The sequence below is a fragment of the Geobacillus sp. FSL K6-0789 genome (assembly GCF_038593135.1).
Lineage (GTDB): Bacteria > Bacillota > Bacilli > Bacillales > Anoxybacillaceae > Geobacillus > Geobacillus stearothermophilus.
The window spans coordinates 1,381,260-1,399,001 of record NZ_CP151966.1; the positions used below are offsets into that span (position 1 = coordinate 1,381,260).

The 17,742-nt window shown below is 50.5% G+C and carries 10 protein-coding genes and 2 pseudogenes; 9 read left to right on the top strand and 3 right to left on the bottom strand.

Going from position 1 to position 17,742, the window contains the following annotated elements; translation table 11 throughout:
* Positions 1 to 279: 279 nt before the first annotated feature.
* The 5 genes from NSQ51_RS07100 (at position 280) to NSQ51_RS07120 (ending at position 8,404) form a co-directional block, all read left to right on the top strand.
* Positions 280 to 2,226, top strand: a complete 1,947-nt coding sequence (locus tag NSQ51_RS07100) for a MotA/TolQ/ExbB proton channel family protein (protein ID WP_049625590.1) — start codon at positions 280 to 282, stop codon at positions 2,224 to 2,226.
* Complete coding sequence (locus NSQ51_RS07105; RefSeq protein ID WP_049625591.1) at positions 2,223 to 2,894, top strand: OmpA family protein; 672 nt, start codon at positions 2,223 to 2,225, stop codon at positions 2,892 to 2,894. Before NSQ51_RS07100 ends, NSQ51_RS07105 begins: the two co-directional genes overlap by 4 nt.
* Complete coding sequence (locus NSQ51_RS07110; protein WP_049625592.1) at positions 2,894 to 4,174, top strand: hypothetical protein; 1,281 nt, start codon at positions 2,894 to 2,896, stop codon at positions 4,172 to 4,174. The genes NSQ51_RS07105 and NSQ51_RS07110 overlap by 1 nt, the downstream gene beginning before the upstream one ends.
* Complete coding sequence (locus NSQ51_RS07115; protein ID WP_049625593.1) at positions 4,119 to 6,743, top strand: DEAD/DEAH box helicase; 2,625 nt, start codon at positions 4,119 to 4,121, stop codon at positions 6,741 to 6,743. Before NSQ51_RS07110 ends, NSQ51_RS07115 begins: the two co-directional genes overlap by 56 nt.
* A gap of 227 nt (positions 6,744 to 6,970) precedes the next feature.
* Positions 6,971 to 8,404, top strand: coding sequence for a site-specific DNA-methyltransferase (locus NSQ51_RS07120; protein ID WP_049625594.1), 1,434 nt, complete (start codon positions 6,971 to 6,973; stop codon positions 8,402 to 8,404).
* A 102-nt stretch (positions 8,405 to 8,506) separates the two neighbouring features.
* On the opposite strand, the gene NSQ51_RS07125 is transcribed toward NSQ51_RS07120, so the two are convergent.
* Positions 8,507 to 8,818, bottom strand: coding sequence for a hypothetical protein (locus tag NSQ51_RS07125; protein ID WP_033017407.1), 312 nt, complete (start codon positions 8,816 to 8,818; stop codon positions 8,507 to 8,509).
* Positions 8,819 to 9,017: 199 nt separating this feature from the next.
* Between NSQ51_RS07125 and NSQ51_RS07130 the strand changes: the two genes are divergently transcribed.
* A complete protein-coding gene (locus NSQ51_RS07130) occupies positions 9,018 to 9,446 on the top strand; it encodes a DUF3888 domain-containing protein (protein ID WP_015374612.1) in 429 nt (142 codons plus the stop codon).
* Between the two features lie 175 nt (positions 9,447 to 9,621).
* Here NSQ51_RS07130 and NSQ51_RS07135 read toward each other — a convergent pair.
* Positions 9,622 to 10,029 (bottom strand): annotated as a pseudogene (locus NSQ51_RS07135) (transposase); the annotation flags it as partial.
* Positions 10,030 to 10,149: 120 nt separating this feature from the next.
* On the opposite strand from NSQ51_RS07135, the pseudogene NSQ51_RS07140 reads away from it, so the two are divergent.
* Positions 10,150 to 10,695 (top strand): annotated as a pseudogene (locus tag NSQ51_RS07140) (transposase); the annotation flags it as partial.
* Between the two features lie 260 nt (positions 10,696 to 10,955).
* Positions 10,956 to 11,942 carry an acryloyl-CoA reductase gene (locus NSQ51_RS07145; protein WP_033016618.1) on the top strand — a complete coding sequence of 329 codons (987 nt, stop codon included), beginning with the start codon at positions 10,956 to 10,958 and terminating at the stop codon, positions 11,940 to 11,942.
* A 197-nt stretch (positions 11,943 to 12,139) separates the two neighbouring features.
* Here NSQ51_RS07145 and NSQ51_RS07150 read toward each other — a convergent pair whose 3' ends face one another.
* Positions 12,140 to 13,051 (bottom strand): LysR family transcriptional regulator, encoded by a 912-nt coding sequence (locus tag NSQ51_RS07150; RefSeq protein ID WP_033016617.1) that lies wholly within the window; start codon positions 13,049 to 13,051, stop codon positions 12,140 to 12,142.
* Positions 13,052 to 13,176: 125 nt separating this feature from the next.
* Between NSQ51_RS07150 and gltB the strand changes: the two genes are divergently transcribed.
* Positions 13,177 to 17,736, top strand: coding sequence for a glutamate synthase large subunit (gltB, locus tag NSQ51_RS07155; RefSeq protein WP_049625595.1), 4,560 nt, complete (start codon positions 13,177 to 13,179; stop codon positions 17,734 to 17,736).
* Positions 17,737 to 17,742 lie beyond the last annotated feature (6 nt).

The window sequence follows — 17,742 nt, forward strand, 5'->3', positions numbered from 1 at the left end:
CGCCTTCTCCGTTTGTTGGCTCGTTTTGTTTTCTGTGCCGGAGGAGGGAGGGCATGGCGATTTTTTTGGACGGCCAAGTCATCTATATAATTGTTATTTTGTTACATATTGCCGATAGGTCGTAACGCCTGTAAAATGATTTTGTAAGAATCGGAGAGAAGAACGCTTTTTGCCATTCCAGTGAATAATCAGATGAACAGCGAAGGGGACGAATGGAACGGATTGGATTTTTCTTAGCAACAGATGACTTTACACAATAGAAAGCGCGGGTGAGGGACGTTGTATACCGTTTTTGAGACGTTGTTTTCCTTGATTAACAAAATCGGAAATGAAGGTTTTACTGATTTGTTTCTTTATTTTCAGTTTAGTTTGTTTTTGGTGATGGCTGTTTGGCAGTTTGTCCGCATTCATAGGGAGATTGCGGTGATGAACCAGTTGAAGCCAAAGCTTTTGGAATTAAACCGTCCTTTAGATGGAAGCGTCTACGAGATTGATCAGGCCATTCACAATCTTTTTGCCCAAGTGAAAAAGTCGAAATATAAAGAACTTTGGGAGCGATATTATAATCGCGTATCGCAGAAAAATGAGGATGAGCGCATTAATGTAGAGCCGTTTTTTGGATTTGATGTGATGTACCATCATATGGGCTACCGAACATTGATGGACATGGGGGCGGGCATTCACGTCAGTCTCGGTGTTCTTGGCACTTTCGTTGGTCTCTCGGTAGGATTGGCTCAATTGCATGTCACTGATACAGAAATGTTGCGGTCTGGAATTGATAGTTTAATAAATGGGATGAAAGTCGCCTTTTACACTTCTGTATGGGGCGTGTTGCTTTCTTTAATATGGACGATGTTCGACCGATGGATCAGTGGCGTGCTTGAGCGCAATATCGACTGGCATTCCGAGCGGCTTGACTTTTTGCTTAGCACCGATGATGAGGAGCTGTTTCTTAACCGTTTAGAAAAGTTATCACGTCATCAGGCTGACCATCTGAAGACGCTACTGACTGATGCGCTTGAAAGGGCAATGCAGCCGATCGCTCTATCGCTTCAGCAGTCGCACGGCAGCCTGCAGCAAGTGTTCGGTCAGCTTCATGACCAGTTTGCCCAGCTGCATGAAGGGATGGAGACGCAGGCGAAGCTGCTTGAGTCGCAAATTGAGTTGACAAAAAGTACAAGCGCCGATGTGACGAGTCGGCTTGTTGATGAGATTACAGGCGGGACACAACAGTCGATTGGAAAGTTTAGAGAGTTTGTCCAACAATCGCAAGTGCTTCACTCAGAAATGATGAAAACGATTGAGTCATTCACAAGCCGTTTTGCTTATATGGAAGAGCGACAGGCGATGACGCTTGAGCGGACGGAAAAAATGTTTGCGCAGTTTGAAAAGATGGCTGGAGAACTTGAGCTGATGAAGGACAGCTATCAAAAAACGGCAGGCATAATGAACGGATTAGGAGAAACGTTTTATCAGTTGCAGCAGCTGACAAAAGACCATCTCCCAGTCCAACAAGAAGTGATGCGGAGCAACCAGTTGCTCGCTCAAAAATACGACGATCTGGTGGAGCGTTTTACCCACTTTAATGCGCAGGTCGAAACGCATTACAGCCAGTTGCTCGAACAGCTTGTTCATGCTGCATCTTCCCTTTCCGCGTCCTTTCAAACGATGGCGAACAAGTTTGAGGAGTCTCTCCGCATTCAAAAAGAATCGCTGCATGATTCGCAGCAGCTGCTTGGCGATGTCCAGTCGGCTGTGGCGGCGCTGTCGCCTCTCGTTCCCGAATTGCGCGAAACGTTCAATTGCGTTCGCGAGCTGAAGGAGCAGTTGCTTAAAATGCAGGAAGCGCAAAAACAGCTTCTTCCAGAGCTTGTGCAGCTGCGTGCGCAGACAAATGAAACGGTGGAGGAAGCATTACAAACGACGAAAGTGTACATGCATGAGATGACAGAGCAAATCGCGACGCTGCAGCAAAACTGGGCGATGACGAAAGAACAGTTGGCGAAGATTACAGAAGCCCTTCATCTTTCAATGAAAGATTTTGCGGAGAACATTGACAGCGGTCTAAGCAAAACGTATCAACACTTTGATGAGACGTTGACAAAAGCCGTTCAGGAAGTGAGCGGGCTCGTTTATCAGTTCAGTGAAGTTCAGAACGATTTCATTGAGAATATGGAAGACTTAGTCGATCATTTAGATAAATGGAAAGCAGGGGCTTCAACATGAAATACCGGAAACGGACAGAAGTGAACTACTGGATGTCCTATGCGGATTTAATGAGCGCCATGTTGATGGTGTTTGCCTTGTTGTTGATGTCTGTCATCCTTGACTACCGTGAATTGTTAGAAGAGAAAGAAAAACAAATTGAAGAGGTTGTCAGCGTCAAAACGGAGATCATTCGGGCTTTAACAGAAGCGTTTAAGAAGTCGAATCTAGCCATTGAGATTGATCAGCAAACAGGAGCCATACGCTTTCCCGGCAGCATTTTGTTTGAATCGAACTCGGCGGAAATCTCTCCGGAGGGGAAGGCGTTTTTGCAACAATTTATTCCTAAGTATATGGGGATTTTATTGCAGGATCGGTTTAAAGATGAAATTTCAAGTATCATTATCGAAGGACATACCGACCGAAATGGGACGTACATGTACAACATGTCTTTGTCACAGCGACGGGCATACGCCGTTTTAGAGTATATTTATAGTAAAGAGTTTCCTAATTTTAAAGAGCGGGAGCTGTCGAAAAAGTACATTACCGCAAATGGCCGGAGCTTCAGCAATCCGCTGACGGATGAAAACGGCAAGTATGATCCTGACCGATCACGCCGGGTTGAATTTTTATTCCGTCTTAAGGACGATGAAGCAATTAAAGCCATTGAAAAGTTGGTGAACGAATAATGAAGTATGAGTATGAACCGGTGTTGCTGAAACGATGGCTGCGGGAACCGCGTCGTCCTCTTTTGAAACAAACGGTTGACTATAGAGCTGAGAAATATCAGGGGGTGCTTGAACGGCTGTCCGATCGGTTTGCCGAGGTAGCCAATGCGCCGATTTCAGTGTTTCAAGAGTGGGTACAACAGCTGTCGCGGCGGGAGAAACTTCTTCTCCCGAACTTGTACAAAAAAGAGCTTCCCGAAGAGCTCAAAAAAGCCATGATCGAGTCCATTCAGCGCCATATCCAGCATGAGCGACGCCTGTTCCGCGTGTTGGTCGATGTTATGTATGAAACGTGCGATTTGGACGAGATTTGGAAGCTTTTGCGTTACGCCTATGCTACCCATATAGAGAAAATCGAAAAGAGGTTGGAAAAAGAGAAAAGTGAAAAATGGCGGCGTTATTTGTTAAGCAAAGATCCCATTGTGTATTTGGCAACAACGGCGTATGAAAGCGAGAAAGGAATTTTAGACGAACTGGAGACGTTTTATTTAACGAAAAACTTTCCGTTGTTTAAACTCGTGTTGATAGAGATTTTTCAGCTGGCCGATGAATCGTTTTTTCTCAAGGAACAAAACTTGTATCGGGAGCTGTTTGTTTCCTCAACAAATGAACAGCAACAAAAAATGGCGAATGCACTGATCAAAAAGTGCAAGCTCAATCACGTCAAGCCGCTTGGGAAACTGATATTTGAAAGGCTGCAAACGTATCACCGAAAGCCGATGTTATGGAGATATGTCGGTGAAGAGGAAAAGCGGCGGTTCGCTCAGTGGATTATGAAGCTGCAATTGAAAGACTTTTTTGGCGGCGTGAACAAAAACCATGAACGGTTTCAATATTGGGAAAAGTTTATTCCAAAGCTAGAGGATGTCGTTGTGACGGATGAACGCACGACGTTGATTATGTATTTTCATGACGTTGTCATTATGGAAGTGCTCGGAACTGGGGCGGTTTATATTTACCGCGCCGACGTATTCCGGCGCCATTTTCAACCCAAAATCGACCGGATGCTCGCCGAACGCGAGCAGTTTGCCAACAAGGCGTGGCGAAAAGTGCGGGAAGTGAAACGAACCGAGCTGATGGATAGAGATTTGACAATTCCAGGCGGCTGGCTGCGCCATAACGGTGGGTGGCAATGGAAATTTGATGAATGGCTTCGCCGCGAACTCGGCTGGGAGGTAAGAAGGGATGTTCTTCTTCAAAAAGAAACGGAAAATGATGAAGGCAGTTTTGACGCCGAATGAGGATGGGATTCATTTTTCGTTTCAGTTGCATGACGGCAAAACCGTCGCCGAACTGAAGCTGCCTATGGCCAAAGAAGACATCGAAAAATATTACAAAGTGCAAGGATTTCAGCAGTATGTCGCTTGGGAGGAGCTTTACGACTCGGGCGTTCTTGTCGATTCGACTTTGCCGTATAGCGAGTATTATGAATTGCTGAAAGACGAAAGCGCCAAAGAAGTGCTCCAATATTTAGGGCTTCCCGTTGTTGAGGAGCAAGTGGGCGGAAAGCTCTCACTTCGTTCGTTGCCGCATGAAGCGGACTTAGTTTTGCAACTGTTTGATGCAGGCGGGCGCAACTTAGATCGGGTTGGGAAACAGGCCGGGGCGATTTATGTGCTGCCAGACCGTCTCATGTTGCTCCCGGAACGCGTATATCGGCTGAAACAAGCGCTTTTGGGATCGTACGAATCAGGATATGAAAAAATCGGCATTTGCCAACAGCTGGCCAACGAAGCAGGAATTGAACTTGAAAACTTTTTACAAAACGAAACGTATCACGTCGTTGATGCGTACAATGTGGACGTTGCTGTGCACCGCCATGACCATATCGAGCTTGTCGTTAAAGGACGAAATGAGGAGGAAACCCGCCATCTTCAACGACTGCAACGGGTTAGCAGCATAAAAAAAGGCCATGGGCGCAGCCGTTTCGTCAGCACGGAGCAGGTTCATGCTGATATGATGCATTTGCAGCAAAAACGGCATATTACGGGAGAAGAAGTGCCGCTGTTTTTGGAAAATCCAGCTGCCGTCTTGCCTGAGCATGATTATTTATTTGATTTGGACCAGTTTTCAGAACGTGTCCGCGGCCTTATCCCGATTGAACGGGTTCGCCCTTTTTTTCATGAGCGGACCGGAATGCAATGGTTTGATGAGGAGAGCGGGCATACCGTTCCGTACGATGAGACGTTTTTGCGCGAACTGATGGAAAAATATCCGGATCAGCAATATGTCGAATACAACGGCAAATGGATTTACCTAGATCCTTTATTGCGCCGGAAGCTGCTGCAGCTGCCGAAAGACGCCGATGAAGCGTTGAAGCGCCGGTATATTCTTGATATTAAAGATAACGAAGAACAACTTGAATACAAGATAGACAGCGCCCAAGAGGCATCATGCCGGCGCTATCCGATTCCATCTGAGCTGCAAGCGGAGTTTTTTCCGCATCAAATCGAAGGCTTTGAGTGGCTCTGTCACTTGGCAGAGCAAGAAAGGGGCGGCCTGCTTGCCGATGATATGGGGCTTGGAAAAACCATTCAAGTCATTGCGTTTTTGCTGCATCAAAAAGCAAATGGGCGGTTGAAGCCGACGTTGATCGTCCTGCCGATAGCCCTGATTGAGAACTGGGTGGCGGAAATCGAAAAGTTTGCCCCAAGCTTGTTGGACGGTTTATATATTCATAAAGGAAGAGGACGGCTGGCTTCGTCGCAGCTCATTTCACAGTTTGATATCGTTTTGACAAGCTATGACACGCTCAAAATGGACCAGCTTCTGTTGGGGAAAATTGAATTTCAAGCGATTATTTGTGATGAGGCGCAAAACATTAAATCTCATACTAGCCAGCGCTCACGCGCCATTCGCGCCATGCAAGGACGTTTCCGTTTAGCGATGACCGGCACGCCGGTCGAAAATAGTTTAGACGAACTTTGGGCGATTATGGACTTTGTCCAGCCCGGCGCTTTAGGCTCTCTAAAAGAATTTCGCTTCCGCTATGTAGAAACGTCGGACTATGATGCGTTGCTTGCGGCCCTCCAACCGTACTATTTGCGCCGCACGAAGCAACAAATTCTCGATGACCGTTTGCCTAAAAAACACCTTGTTCCGCCGATTTATGTTGAAGCTTCGCCCATACAGAAGGAGATTGCCCAGTCAATGCTGGCCACAAAAGAAGTTGGTCAGGTCGCCATTTTGAATATGATTATGAGACTCCGTCAACTGTACGGCCATCCCGGTGCGGTCATTCCGAAATATGAACAGCTCTCTTATCAAGAAGTGCCGAAGCTGAAAGAAACGATGCACATCATTGAAACGATTCGGCAAAAGGGAGAGAAAGTGCTCATTTTTACTGAATTTCGCAAACTGCACTTTCTTTTAAAACGAATCTTTATGGAGACATACGGCATTTCTGTTCCAGTGATTGATGGCGATGCGAAAAATCGGCAATTGATTGTTCGACGTTTTAATGAAATGCAAGGCTTTGGCATTATGATTTTATCCCCAAAAGCGGCCGGCGTTGGCTTGACGATCACAAGTGCCAACCATGTGATTCATTACACAAGATGGTGGAATCCAGCGGTCGAAAATCAAGCAACTGACCGTGCATATCGCATCGGCCAGCAAAAGGACGTGTATGTCTACCATATTATTACGAGGGACAGTTCCCACTTTCCGCAGGGAACAGTAGAGGAATTGATGCATGAATTGCTTGAAAGCAAGCGCCATTTAGCCGAAAATGTCATTATTCCGTTTAATATGAGCGAGATCCAGCAAGCGGTCGCTGAGAAGGTGGTGGGGCGAAGACAGCTTGTGTAAAGCGCCGTTTTCGTGTCCGATCGGCGGATTCTCTTGTCTGACAAGGGAATCGCTTCGCATGAAACGTTCTACGTTCCGCTTCCGTTTGCAGGAGGTGGGGATATTTTTTAGCTAAGAGTTGTGGCAGGAAAACGGTTTGCCATGGCGAAATATTGGAAATACGATCTCTTTTTCGTGGACAAAAAAATGTTGCGGACAAGATGGCGGAGGGGGAGGGAGGGCGTGCCATGGCAAATGCCGGCGGGAGAAGATCGGTGTCGGATGCAAGGCTTGAGGTGATCAAAAAGCTCTTTCCGGAAGCGGTTGTGGATGGGGGCATCGATTGGGAGTGGCTGAAGAGGGTGCTTGGCGGTCACAAACGGCAGGAAGCATATGAGTTCATGTGGCCGGGGAAGGCAGAGGCGAGGCGGCTCGCTGAAACGCCTGCGTCCGGAGTATTGCGGCCGGATCAGGCAGCGAGCAAGCAGTGGGAGACAACAAACAATTGGTATATTGAAGGAGACAATTTAGAAGTATTAAAACTGCTGCGGACGTCGCATGCAGGGGCCATCCAAATGATTTACATCGACCCGCCGTACAATACAGGAAAAGTGCTCACGTACAAAGACAATTGGCGCAAGGGGAAAGCCGTTGTTCCTAGCGGAATCCAGGAAGAAGCGCGTGCCCATGCCGGCTGGCTCAACATGATGTACCCGCGCCTTTGGGTGGCGAGGGAGCTGTTGGCGGAGACAGGGGCGATGTTTATTTCCATTGATGATACAGAACAGGCGAATTTGAGAAAAATGTGCGATGAACTGTTTGGCGAGCGAAATTTTGTCGCCACGTTCATTTGGCAGCGGGCGTTTTCGCCTGTGAACATGAACAAGTTCGCTTCGCGCAACCATGACTTCATCCTCTGTTACGCGAAAAATATCGACCGTTTAGCTTGGTACGGCTTGCCGCGCCATCCGGAAGCGGACGGGCGGTATGCCAATCCGGACAACGACCCGCGCGGGCCGTGGACGTCAGGAGATTTGTCGGTCGGTCCGCCGATTCCGGAAAAAATTTATGACATCGTGACGCCAGGCGGCCGGGTCGTTTCGCCGCCGAACGGGTATTGTTGGCGGGTGACAAAGGAGCGCTTCGCCGAGCTGGCGGCGGACAACCGCATTTGGTTTGGCAAAGACGGCAACGGGGTGCCGCGCCTGAAGCGGTTTTTAAGCGAAGTGAAGCCGACGGTGACACCGCTTACGATTTGGACGCATGATGAGGTGTCCCATTCGCAGGAGGCGAAAAAAGAGCTGAAGGAGCTGTTCGATGGGCTGGCGGTGATGGATTACCCGAAGCCGGTGAAGCTCATTCAGCGTATGGTGGCGTTGACAACGAAGGACAATGACATCATCCTCGACTTTTTTTCCGGCTCGGCGACAACAGCCCATGCCGTCATGCAGCAAAACGCTGAAGACGGCGGCCGGCGGTCGTTTATAATGGTGCAGCTTCCCGAGCCGCTTGCGGAAACGTCCGAGGCGTATCGGGTGGGGTTTCGGACGATTTGCGACATTGGCCGCGAGCGCATCCGCCGCGCGGGGGAGAAAATCGTCCGTGAAACGGGAAAGACAGAGCTTGATATTGGCTTTCGCGTGTTTCGGTTCGAGAAGAAATCGAAGCAGCCCGCTCGCTAGGTGGACGGGCTGCTTTTCGATTCGGCTGATGAAAAGCGCTTTGGTAAAACAGGCGTTGCGTCTATGTTCCGAGTCCCTGATGTCCGTCGTTTCAGGCGCTTTTTACAATGACGCCGCATCCCAACGGTCGTTGACAAAGACGTCGTACTCCGCGGCAATCGTTTCTTTGAGCTCCGCTAAAGACGGGATGCCGTCGGCGAACGTGTAGGTGTCAAGGCAAATGAGGGAGTATTCGTCGCCGGGATCAAATACGATGGTGACGACTTCTTCCGTTCCAGCGTCCACTTGTCGGATGGTGTCGCCGTCTTCCGGCTCCACGAGTACGTTTTGGTATGTTTCGCGAATCACGTAGTAGCCTTCCTGCAATTGTTCAGTGAATAGATGTTCGATGTCTGTCAGTTCGTGGACGATCATTATTTAAGTCCTCCTAACTTGTGAAATCATTCTTAATGTCAGTATATAACGTAGTCGTTGTCGATATAATAGATGTTGTGGAAAGTTCGAAAAATTGTCATTTTGTATGCCAAGCGTAGATAAGGTTGGGGGCAGGATTGACAAGGGAAAATAGCAGCTTCCTGCAAAAAGGCATCGCCCTCGTGGGAGGAATTCAAATATGAACAGGAAATTTATAGGAGTAATGTCCCTCTTTTTGATAATATTATTCGGAATGTATGGTGTCGGGACTAAAATTGTCGCCAAATCAAAAATTTATGAAACAGAGTCAACAACTACATTAGTGGTTAATAAAAATGATTTAGAGGACCTTTCAATTTACTTCTTAACGCCTTATATAACCAAAGCAGTACAGGATTATTATGGAAAACCATCTGGAATTCAGTGGTGGAAGCCTAAAATATTAGAGATTAAAAATTTAGAACCCGGGAGTCGTTATAAATTCTTACTCAAAATTCGTGTAGAAACATTTAAAGGGGCTCACAACCCTCCTTACGGAATTGATATAATAACACTTGAAATCGATTTTGACAAAATTCGTATTATTGATTACAAGCACATCGAAGAGAAGATAAAAAAACAAACATAGGGTATTACCTCTTTTATTTTTCCTAAATAATGGACTCACTAATCAGCGAGGAACAGCTGAGCTTATACAGCTGCTTTCTCCTGCCCGAGTTCGACAGTGACTAGGCAAATAAATCGCCTCTCAGTCCTTGATGCAGAAGGGCTGAGAGGCGATTAGGTATACTTGTGGCGTGTATCTAGGAGCGAGGATGAATGTCTAGGATCTTCGGTGGAGGCTCTAGTCCTAGAGTCGCAAAGGTTTGCCCTTATTTGGCGGTCAGTTCTGTCCGCTGATAAAGGTCCCCGTATTTCGAAGAAAAATGTCCGAGTGTGAGACGCTAGCATTCCTCTCTTACTTTCGGCCACGATTCGTTGGTCCGAATCTTTACGATGCGAACCAGCAAGAGAACCAGCTAACTGAGCAGCGCATGCACACGAATGCGGTCTTCCAAGCGATGATACATGGGTCGCAATTCCAATGTCGATTTCAGTGTACGAAAAGCCAGCTCGATATCCACCAGCTGCTTATATCCCAGCGCGACATCCTCGGCAGACAGTGTGTCATCGGACGTGCGGATAAGATATTTGCCATCATACTTTTCGGCTAAACGTGTGCCTATGGAATTCAGGGTTTTTTCCTAGGTTGACAACCCCAAAGTCCTTGATATAACGGGATTTCTGGACTTTTTATTTGCCTAAAATGGCCTCAAAACTGTCGAACTCGGGTCTACCAAAGAGGCGTCAAGGAAGTGCTTCTTGGCGTCTTCGATGGCCTTCCGGGGCTGGAGGAAGCCTTTCGGGCGGTGTATCCGAAAGTCGATGTGCAGCGCTGTGTCGTGCACAAAGTCCGCAACACCCTCAGCCGTGTTCGGAAAAAAGACCAATTCGAAGTGGCCGAGGATCTCAAGCTGATTTATCGCGCGCCGAATAAGGAGATGGCGTTACAAATGTTTCAACAGTTTGAGTCGAAATGGTCCAGCAAATATCCAAGAGAAGTTCAATCTTGGGCCAATGAGTTGGATGTCCTCCTTACATTTATGGATGATCCAAGCAGTATTCGAAGTGTGATTTATACGACCAATGCCATCGAACGAACGATCAAGGAGATTCGGAAACGTCTAAAGCCGATGAACAGTTTGAGCAGTTTAGAAGCTGCGGAAAAAGTCGTGTATTTAACCATTCAAGATTTTAATGAGAAATGGGCAGGGCGAAAGTTGCGAGGATTTGCCGAAGCGCATGAAGCCCTCGAGCGAATGTTTGAAGAACGTTAACATTAACCAAATACTGTAAATAAACAAAATAGGGGGATTCTCCCTTTCCACACAGGAGACCGAATATTCAGTCTCCTGTGTGGAGGAAACTAGTTCCCTATTCATTCCAAATCCATTTCAGAGAAACCCTACTCCATTACATTACACAAAATTCTTGACGGTACCACCGGAAGCGAGGGTTTTCTTGGTTCAGAAAGGAATCTGGCGTTTGGTTGTCGAATGACATGAGAGAAGAATGCATGAAGAAAGGGAGAGGAATGATGTCCGCATTTCAAGCGTTCGTTGTCAACAAAACCGAAACAGAATTTACCGCTGGTGTGCAGACGATGTCCATAGATGATTTGCCGGAAGGCGACGTCCTTGTCCGCGTCCATTATTCGAGCGTCAATTACAAAGATGGATTGGCGTCCATTCCGGATGGCAAAATTGTGAAAACGTATCCGTTCGTGCCGGGAATTGATTTGGCCGGGGTGGTTGTTTCGTCGCACCATCCGCGCTTCCGCGAAGGGGACGAGGTGATCGCGACCGGATATGAAATCGGTGTGACGCATTTCGGGGGCTACAGTGAATATGCTCGCCTGCACGGCGATTGGCTCGTGCCGCTGCCAAAAGGGTTGACGTTGAAAGAAGCGATGGCGATTGGGACGGCTGGGTTTACAGCGGCGCTGTCCATTCACCGTCTTGAGGAGCATGGGTTGACGCCGGAACGCGGACCGGTGCTTGTCACGGGGGCGACGGGCGGCGTCGGGAGTCTGGCCGTGTCGATGCTCGCCAAGCGCGGCTATACGGTGGAAGCGAGCACAGGCAAAACGGCGGAGCACGACTATTTGCGCGCCCTCGGCGCCAAGGAAGTGTTGACGCGCGAAGACGTCACGGCTGAACGCATTCGTCCGCTTGATAAGCAGCGCTGGGCCGCGGCGGTTGACCCGGTCGGCGGCCGGACGCTGGCGACGGTGTTAAGCCGCATCCGCTACGGCGGAGCGGTGGCGGTGAGTGGGTTGACAGGCGGCGTCGAGGTGCCGACAACCGTCCATCCATTCATTTTGCGCGGCGTCAGCTTGTTTGGCGTTGATTCCGTCTATTGTCCAATGGATGTGCGCCTCCGCATTTGGGAGCGGCTCGCTGGCGACTTAAAGCCGGATTTGGAGCGGATTGCTCAAGAGATTTCGCTCGCTGAATTGCCGCAAGCGCTTAAGCGCATTTTGCGCGGCGAACTGCGCGGCCGGACGGTCGTGCGGTTAGGATGACGTTCGGACGCAATCGAACGGAAGCAGCGTCCGAACTTGGTGCTCTCCACATCTTCTTTTGAATGATCCTTGATGAGTGAAGGCGATGGAAAGGGGAAGTGTGCAGAAGAAGAAAGGAAAGACGCAGGGGGAAGCACCTGCGTCTTTTTTTGTGATCTCGAATCCGTTTTTCGACGTGAGCGTAGGCGGGGGAGCGTTCACCCCCGCAATTGATACCGCTCGAGCTCCGCGAAAAAGTCTTTCACAAACCGGTAAAACACTTTTACCGACGGAGCGAGTTCGTGGTGGTCGGAAATGATAATGCCGACGTTGCGCTTTACTTGCGGCATCTCGATTGGCACTTTGGCGGCGTAGCGAAGAAGGCTTTCCGACAAGGCGCTTTCCGGCAGGAGGGTCACGCCGATGCCAGCGGAGACAAGCCCTTTAATGGCATCGAGATCTTCGCCTTCCGATGAAATGTTGGGCGAAAATCCGGCTTGGTGGCAAGCGTCAATAACGATTTGATGCAAAATGTATCCTTTTGGAAACGTTACAAATGGATCATGGCGCAGTTCGTTCAATACGATCCGGTCGCGGCGGGCGAGCGGATGGCTGTTCGGCAGGAGGGCGGCAAACGGTTCGGAAAACAAAATTTCTCCTTTAATGCCGATTTCATGAACCGGAATCGGTCCGAGAAAGGCAAGGTCGATCTCCCGTTTTTTCACCGCTTCGATTAAATAATAGTACGACCCTTGGCGGAGATGGAACGAGACGTTTGGGTGCTCCGCTTTAAAGGCGGAGATGACCATCGGCATCATGTGGCTTGCCAGGCTTGTTGGAAACCCGATTTTAATCGTTCCGCGTTCCGGGTCCAAATACTCTTCGATTTGTTGCTTTGCATCCTCGACCGCCTTTAACACCGCTTCGGCGTGCGACAAAAAATGGCGGCCGATCGGGGTGAGCTTCACGTTTCGCCCTTCCCGTTCAAACAGCTGCACGCCAAGCTCCGCTTCGAGGTTGGCAATTTGCCGGCTGATCGCCGACTGCGCGACATGGAGGGCGTCGGCGGCTTCGGAGACGTGTTCGCGCCGGGCGACTTCCACGAAATATTGCAGTTGCCGCAGCTCCATTTTTCTCCCTCCTTTTGATTGATCGCAAAAAGAGATGGATTTTATCTAAATTATATATTGTTTATATTAATTTTGAAAACTACAATGAATATTACAGACAATTCGGAACGGGAGGGGAAGGCAGCATGAAACACTACGGATTACCGGAAGCGCAAGGGTTATATCGCCCGGAATTTGAGCATGATGCATGCGGGATCGGGTTTTATGCGCATTTGAAAGGAAAACCGTCACATGACATTATCGAAAAAGCGCTCCATATGCTTCGCCAGCTTGAACACCGCGGCGGACAAGGGAGCGATCCGGAAACAGGCGATGGCGCGGGCATTATGACGCAAATTCCGCATGAGTATTTTCAAGCGGTGTGCAGCGGGATGAACTTGCCGGAAAAAGGGCGCTACGGGGTCGGGATGTTCTTTTTGCCGGAAGAGGAAGCGAAACGGGCGTACTATGAATCGATGTTCAATGAGATCGTCGCTCAAGAAGGGCAACGGCTGCTCGGATGGCGGACAGTTCCAGTTGATCGTGAAAAGCTTGGCAAACTGGCGCGGCAAAGCAAGCCGTTCATCCGTCAAGTGTTTGTCGCGGCAAGTGATGACGTGACTGATGAGTTGGCGTTTGAACGGAAGCTGTATGTGATCCGCAAACAATTCGAAAAATGTGTGGAACACAACGAGTGCTATGTAGCGAGCTTCTCGAGCCGAACGATCGTGTATAAAGGGCTTTTGACGCCGGAACAAATCGATGCGTTTTATTTGGATTTGCAAGATGAACGGTTCCGTTCGGCGTTTGCTCTCGTGCACTCGCGCTTCAGCACGAACACGTTTCCGAGCTGGGAGCGGGCCCATCCGAACCGCTACTTGATCCATAACGGCGAGATCAACACGCTGCGCGGCAACGTCAACTGGATGGCGGCGCGCGAGAAACAATTTGTGTCCGAAGCGTTCGGCGCGGATTTGGAAAAAGTCGTGCCGATTTTGGATACGAACGGCAGCGACTCGTCGATTTTGGACAATGCGTTTGAATTTTTCGTTCTCGCTGGCCGGAAGCCGGCCCATGTCGCGATGATGCTCATTCCGGAACCGTGGTTTTGGGATGAGCAGATGGACGGGGCGAAAAAGGCGTTTTACGAGTACCACAGCTGTCTCATGGAGCCGTGGGACGGACCGACGGCGATTTCGTTCACCGACGGCAAGCAAATCGGCGCCATTTTGGACCGGAACGGTTTGCGTCCGGCCCGCTATTATGTCACCAAAGACGACTACATTATTTTCTCATCCGAAGTCGGCGTCATCGATGTTGACCCGAACAACATTTTATATAAAGAGCGGCTGAGCCCGGGGAAAATGCTGTTGGTTGACCTCGAGCAAGGGCGCATCATCTCTGACCAGGAAATCAAGGAAGAAATGGCTCATGAAAAGCCATATCGCCAATGGATCAACGAGCAAATGATCACGCTTGGCGATCTGGAAATTCCGGAGGACGTCGAAGCGCCGAAGCAACTCGTCAAACTGCAAAAAGCGTTCGGCTACACGTTTGAAGATGTGGAAAAAACGATTTTGCCGATGGCGGCGGAAGGAAAAGATCCGACCGGCGCTATGGGCATGGACGCGCCGCTTGCCGTGCTGTCGGAGCGGCCGCAAAGTTTGTTCAACTACTTCAAGCAGCTGTTTGCCCAAGTGACAAATCCGCCGATTGATGCGATCCGTGAATATGTCGTCACCTCGACGATGACGCTGCTTGGCAAAGAAGGGAACATTTTGCATCCGGACGCCAAAGCGGCGCGGCGCATCCGCTTGGAAACTCCGCTATTGACGAACGAAGAGCTCGCAGCGTTAAAAGCCAATCCGTACCCGGAATTTGCGTGCGCGGTGCTGCCGACGCTGTTTACTGATGATTTGAAACAGGCGCTTGATGAGCTGTTTGCCAAAGCGGATGAAGCGATCGAAAACGGGGCGGTGCTTCTTGTGCTGTCCGACCGCGGCGTTGATGAAACACATGTCGCCATTCCGGTTTTGTTGGCGACAAGCGGGCTTCACCAGCATCTTGTCCGCAAAGGGACGCGCACGAACGTCAGCCTGCTTGTCGAAAGCGGCGAAGCGCGTGAAGTGCATCATTTTGCGGCGCTCATCGGCTACGGGGCGGACGCCATCAACCCGTACTTGGCGCTGGAGACGATCCGCCAAGCGTCAGAAAACGGCACGATCGCCTTGTCGTACCGCGAAGCGGTGAAAACGTATATGAAGGCAGCCGTTGACGGCGTTGTCAAAGTGATGTCGAAAATGGGCATTTCGACGGTGCAAAGCTACCGCGGCGCGCAAATTTTTGAAGCGGTCGGCATCGGCGACGATGTCATTGAGGAATACTTCACCGGCACGGCATCGCAAATCGGCGGCATCGGGCTTGCGGAAATTGCGAAAGAAGCGAAAATGCGCCACGAAGCCGCTTTCGGAGCGCGGCATGAAGACGATGTGCTCGATGCAGGCAGCGAGCTGCAATGGCGGCGCAACGGCGAACATCACGTGTTCAATCCGAAGACGATCCATTTGTTGCAATGGGCGTGCCGGAAAAACGATTACAACCTCTATAAACAATATTCGAAACTGGCCAATGAAGAACAGTTGACGTTTTTGCGCAACTTGTTCGACTTCGATTCGAAGCGCCCTCCGGTGCCGATTGACGAAGTCGAGCCGGTTGAATCGATCGTCCGCCGCTTTAAAACAGGGGCCATGTCGTTCGGTTCGATCAGCCAGGAAGCCCATGAGGCTCTGGCGATCGCCATGAACCGGATCGGCGGAAAAAGCAACAGCGGCGAGGGCGGCGAAGACCCGGCCCGCTATGTGAAAGACGACAACGGCGACTGGCGCCGCAGCGCGATCAAACAAGTGGCGTCCGGGCGTTTTGGCGTAAAAAGCCATTATTTGGTCAATGCCGATGAATTGCAAATCAAAATGGCGCAAGGGGCAAAACCAGGTGAAGGCGGGCAGCTTCCGGCCAATAAAGTGTATCCGTGGGTCGGCAAAGTGCGCGGCTCAACGCCGGGAGTCGAGCTCATTTCCCCGCCGCCGCACCATGACATTTACTCGATCGAAGACTTGGCCCAGCTCATTTACGATTTGAAAAACGCCAACAAAGACGCGCGCATCAGCGTCAAGCTCGTCGCCAAAGCCAGCGTCGGCACAATCGCCGCTGGCGTGGCGAAAGGGAACGCCGATGTCATTGTCATCAGCGGCTATGACGGCGGCACGGGTGCGTCGCCGAAAACGAGCATCAAGCATGCCGGCTTGCCGTGGGAGCTTGGTTTGGTGGAAACGCATCAGACGCTCATGCTCAATGGGTTGCGCGACCGCGTCGTTCTAGAAACCGACGGCAAATTGATGACCGGCCGTGACGTTGTGATGGCGGCGCTGTTTGGGGCCGAAGAATTCGGATTTGCGACGGCACCGCTCGTCGTTTTAGGCTGTGTCATGATGCGCGTCTGCCATTTGGATACGTGTCCGGTCGGCGTGGCGACGCAAAATCCGGAACTGCGCAAGAAATTTACCGGCGAGCCGGATCATGTCGTCAATTTCATGTATTTCGTCGCTCAGGAAGTGCGGGAAATGATGGCGGAACTCGGATTCCGCACGATCGACGAAATGGTCGGCCGCGTTGACGTCTTAAAAGTGAGCGAACGGGCGAAAGCGCATTGGAAAGCGAAACATCTTGACTTGTCCCGTCTCTTGTATCAAGTCGATGGCCCGCGCACAGGCAGCAAAGGGCAAAACCATCGAATGGAAGAGACGCTCGACTATACGGAAATTTTACCGGCGGTGCAGCCAGCGCTTGAGCGGCAGGAGCCGGTCGAACTTCACCTCGCCATCCGCAACGTCCACCGCACGGTCGGGGCGATGACAGGAAGCGAAATCTCGAAGCGCTACGGCGAGGAAGGGCTGCCGGATGATACGATCCGCCTCCATTTCACCGGATCGGCTGGGCAAAGCTTTGCAGCGTTTGTGCCGAAAGGGATGACGCTTGAGCTCGTCGGCGACGCGAATGATTACGTCGGCAAAGGGCTTTCCGGCGGCAAAGTGATCGTCCGTCCGCCGCATGAGGCGCCGTTTGCCGCGGCTGACAACGTCATCATTGGCAACGTGGCGTTTTACGGGGCTACAAGCGGCGAAGCGTACATTCGCGGCCGCGCTGGGGAGCGGTTCTGCGTCCGCAACAGCGGCGTCCATGCTGTTGTCGAAGGCGTCGGCGACCACGGCTGTGAATATATGACCGGCGGCCGCGTTGTCATCCTCGGTTCGGTTGGCAAAAACTTCGCCGCCGGCATGTCCGGTGGGATCGCTTACGTTCTTGCCGATGAAGACAGCTGGCAGCAAACAGCCAACCTTGAGCTCGTCTCATTTGAGCGGCTCGAAGACGAGGAAGAAATTCGCGACGTGCGCCGGATGATCGAAAACCATTACCGCTATACAGGAAGCCCGCGGGCTGCATTGGTGCTCGACGAGTGGGACGATTACGTCCGCCGCTTCGTCAAAGTTATTCCACGCAATTACAAACTGATGATTGAGACGATCGAAACGCTCGAACAGTCCGGGCTTTCGCACGAAGAAGCTGTCATGGCGGCGTTTGAAACGGTGGCAAAACAGAAAAAAGCGGCTGTCGGCGGCGTCCATCAGCTGCAAGCGGTGGCGAAGTAACGCTGT

What these genes read in the sequence shown, in the direction of transcription:
- NSQ51_RS07125 (WP_033017407.1), bottom strand. Translation starts at nt 8,818, where the DNA reads ATGATCGTCCACGAACTGACAGACATCGAACATCTATTCACTGAACAA.
- NSQ51_RS07110 (WP_049625592.1), top strand. Translation starts at nt 2,894, where the DNA reads ATGAAGTATGAGTATGAACCGGTGTTGCTGAAACGATGGCTGCGGGAA.
- NSQ51_RS07130 (WP_015374612.1), top strand. Translation starts at nt 9,018, where the DNA reads ATGAACAGGAAATTTATAGGAGTAATGTCCCTCTTTTTGATAATATTA.
- gltB (WP_049625595.1), top strand. Translation starts at nt 13,177, where the DNA reads ATGAAACACTACGGATTACCGGAAGCGCAAGGGTTATATCGCCCGGAA.
- NSQ51_RS07105 (WP_049625591.1), top strand. Translation starts at nt 2,223, where the DNA reads ATGAAATACCGGAAACGGACAGAAGTGAACTACTGGATGTCCTATGCG.
- NSQ51_RS07115 (WP_049625593.1), top strand. Translation starts at nt 4,119, where the DNA reads ATGTTCTTCTTCAAAAAGAAACGGAAAATGATGAAGGCAGTTTTGACG.
- NSQ51_RS07150 (WP_033016617.1), bottom strand. Translation starts at nt 13,051, where the DNA reads ATGGAGCTGCGGCAACTGCAATATTTCGTGGAAGTCGCCCGGCGCGAA.
- NSQ51_RS07145 (WP_033016618.1), top strand. Translation starts at nt 10,956, where the DNA reads ATGTCCGCATTTCAAGCGTTCGTTGTCAACAAAACCGAAACAGAATTT.
- NSQ51_RS07120 (WP_049625594.1), top strand. Translation starts at nt 6,971, where the DNA reads ATGGCAAATGCCGGCGGGAGAAGATCGGTGTCGGATGCAAGGCTTGAG.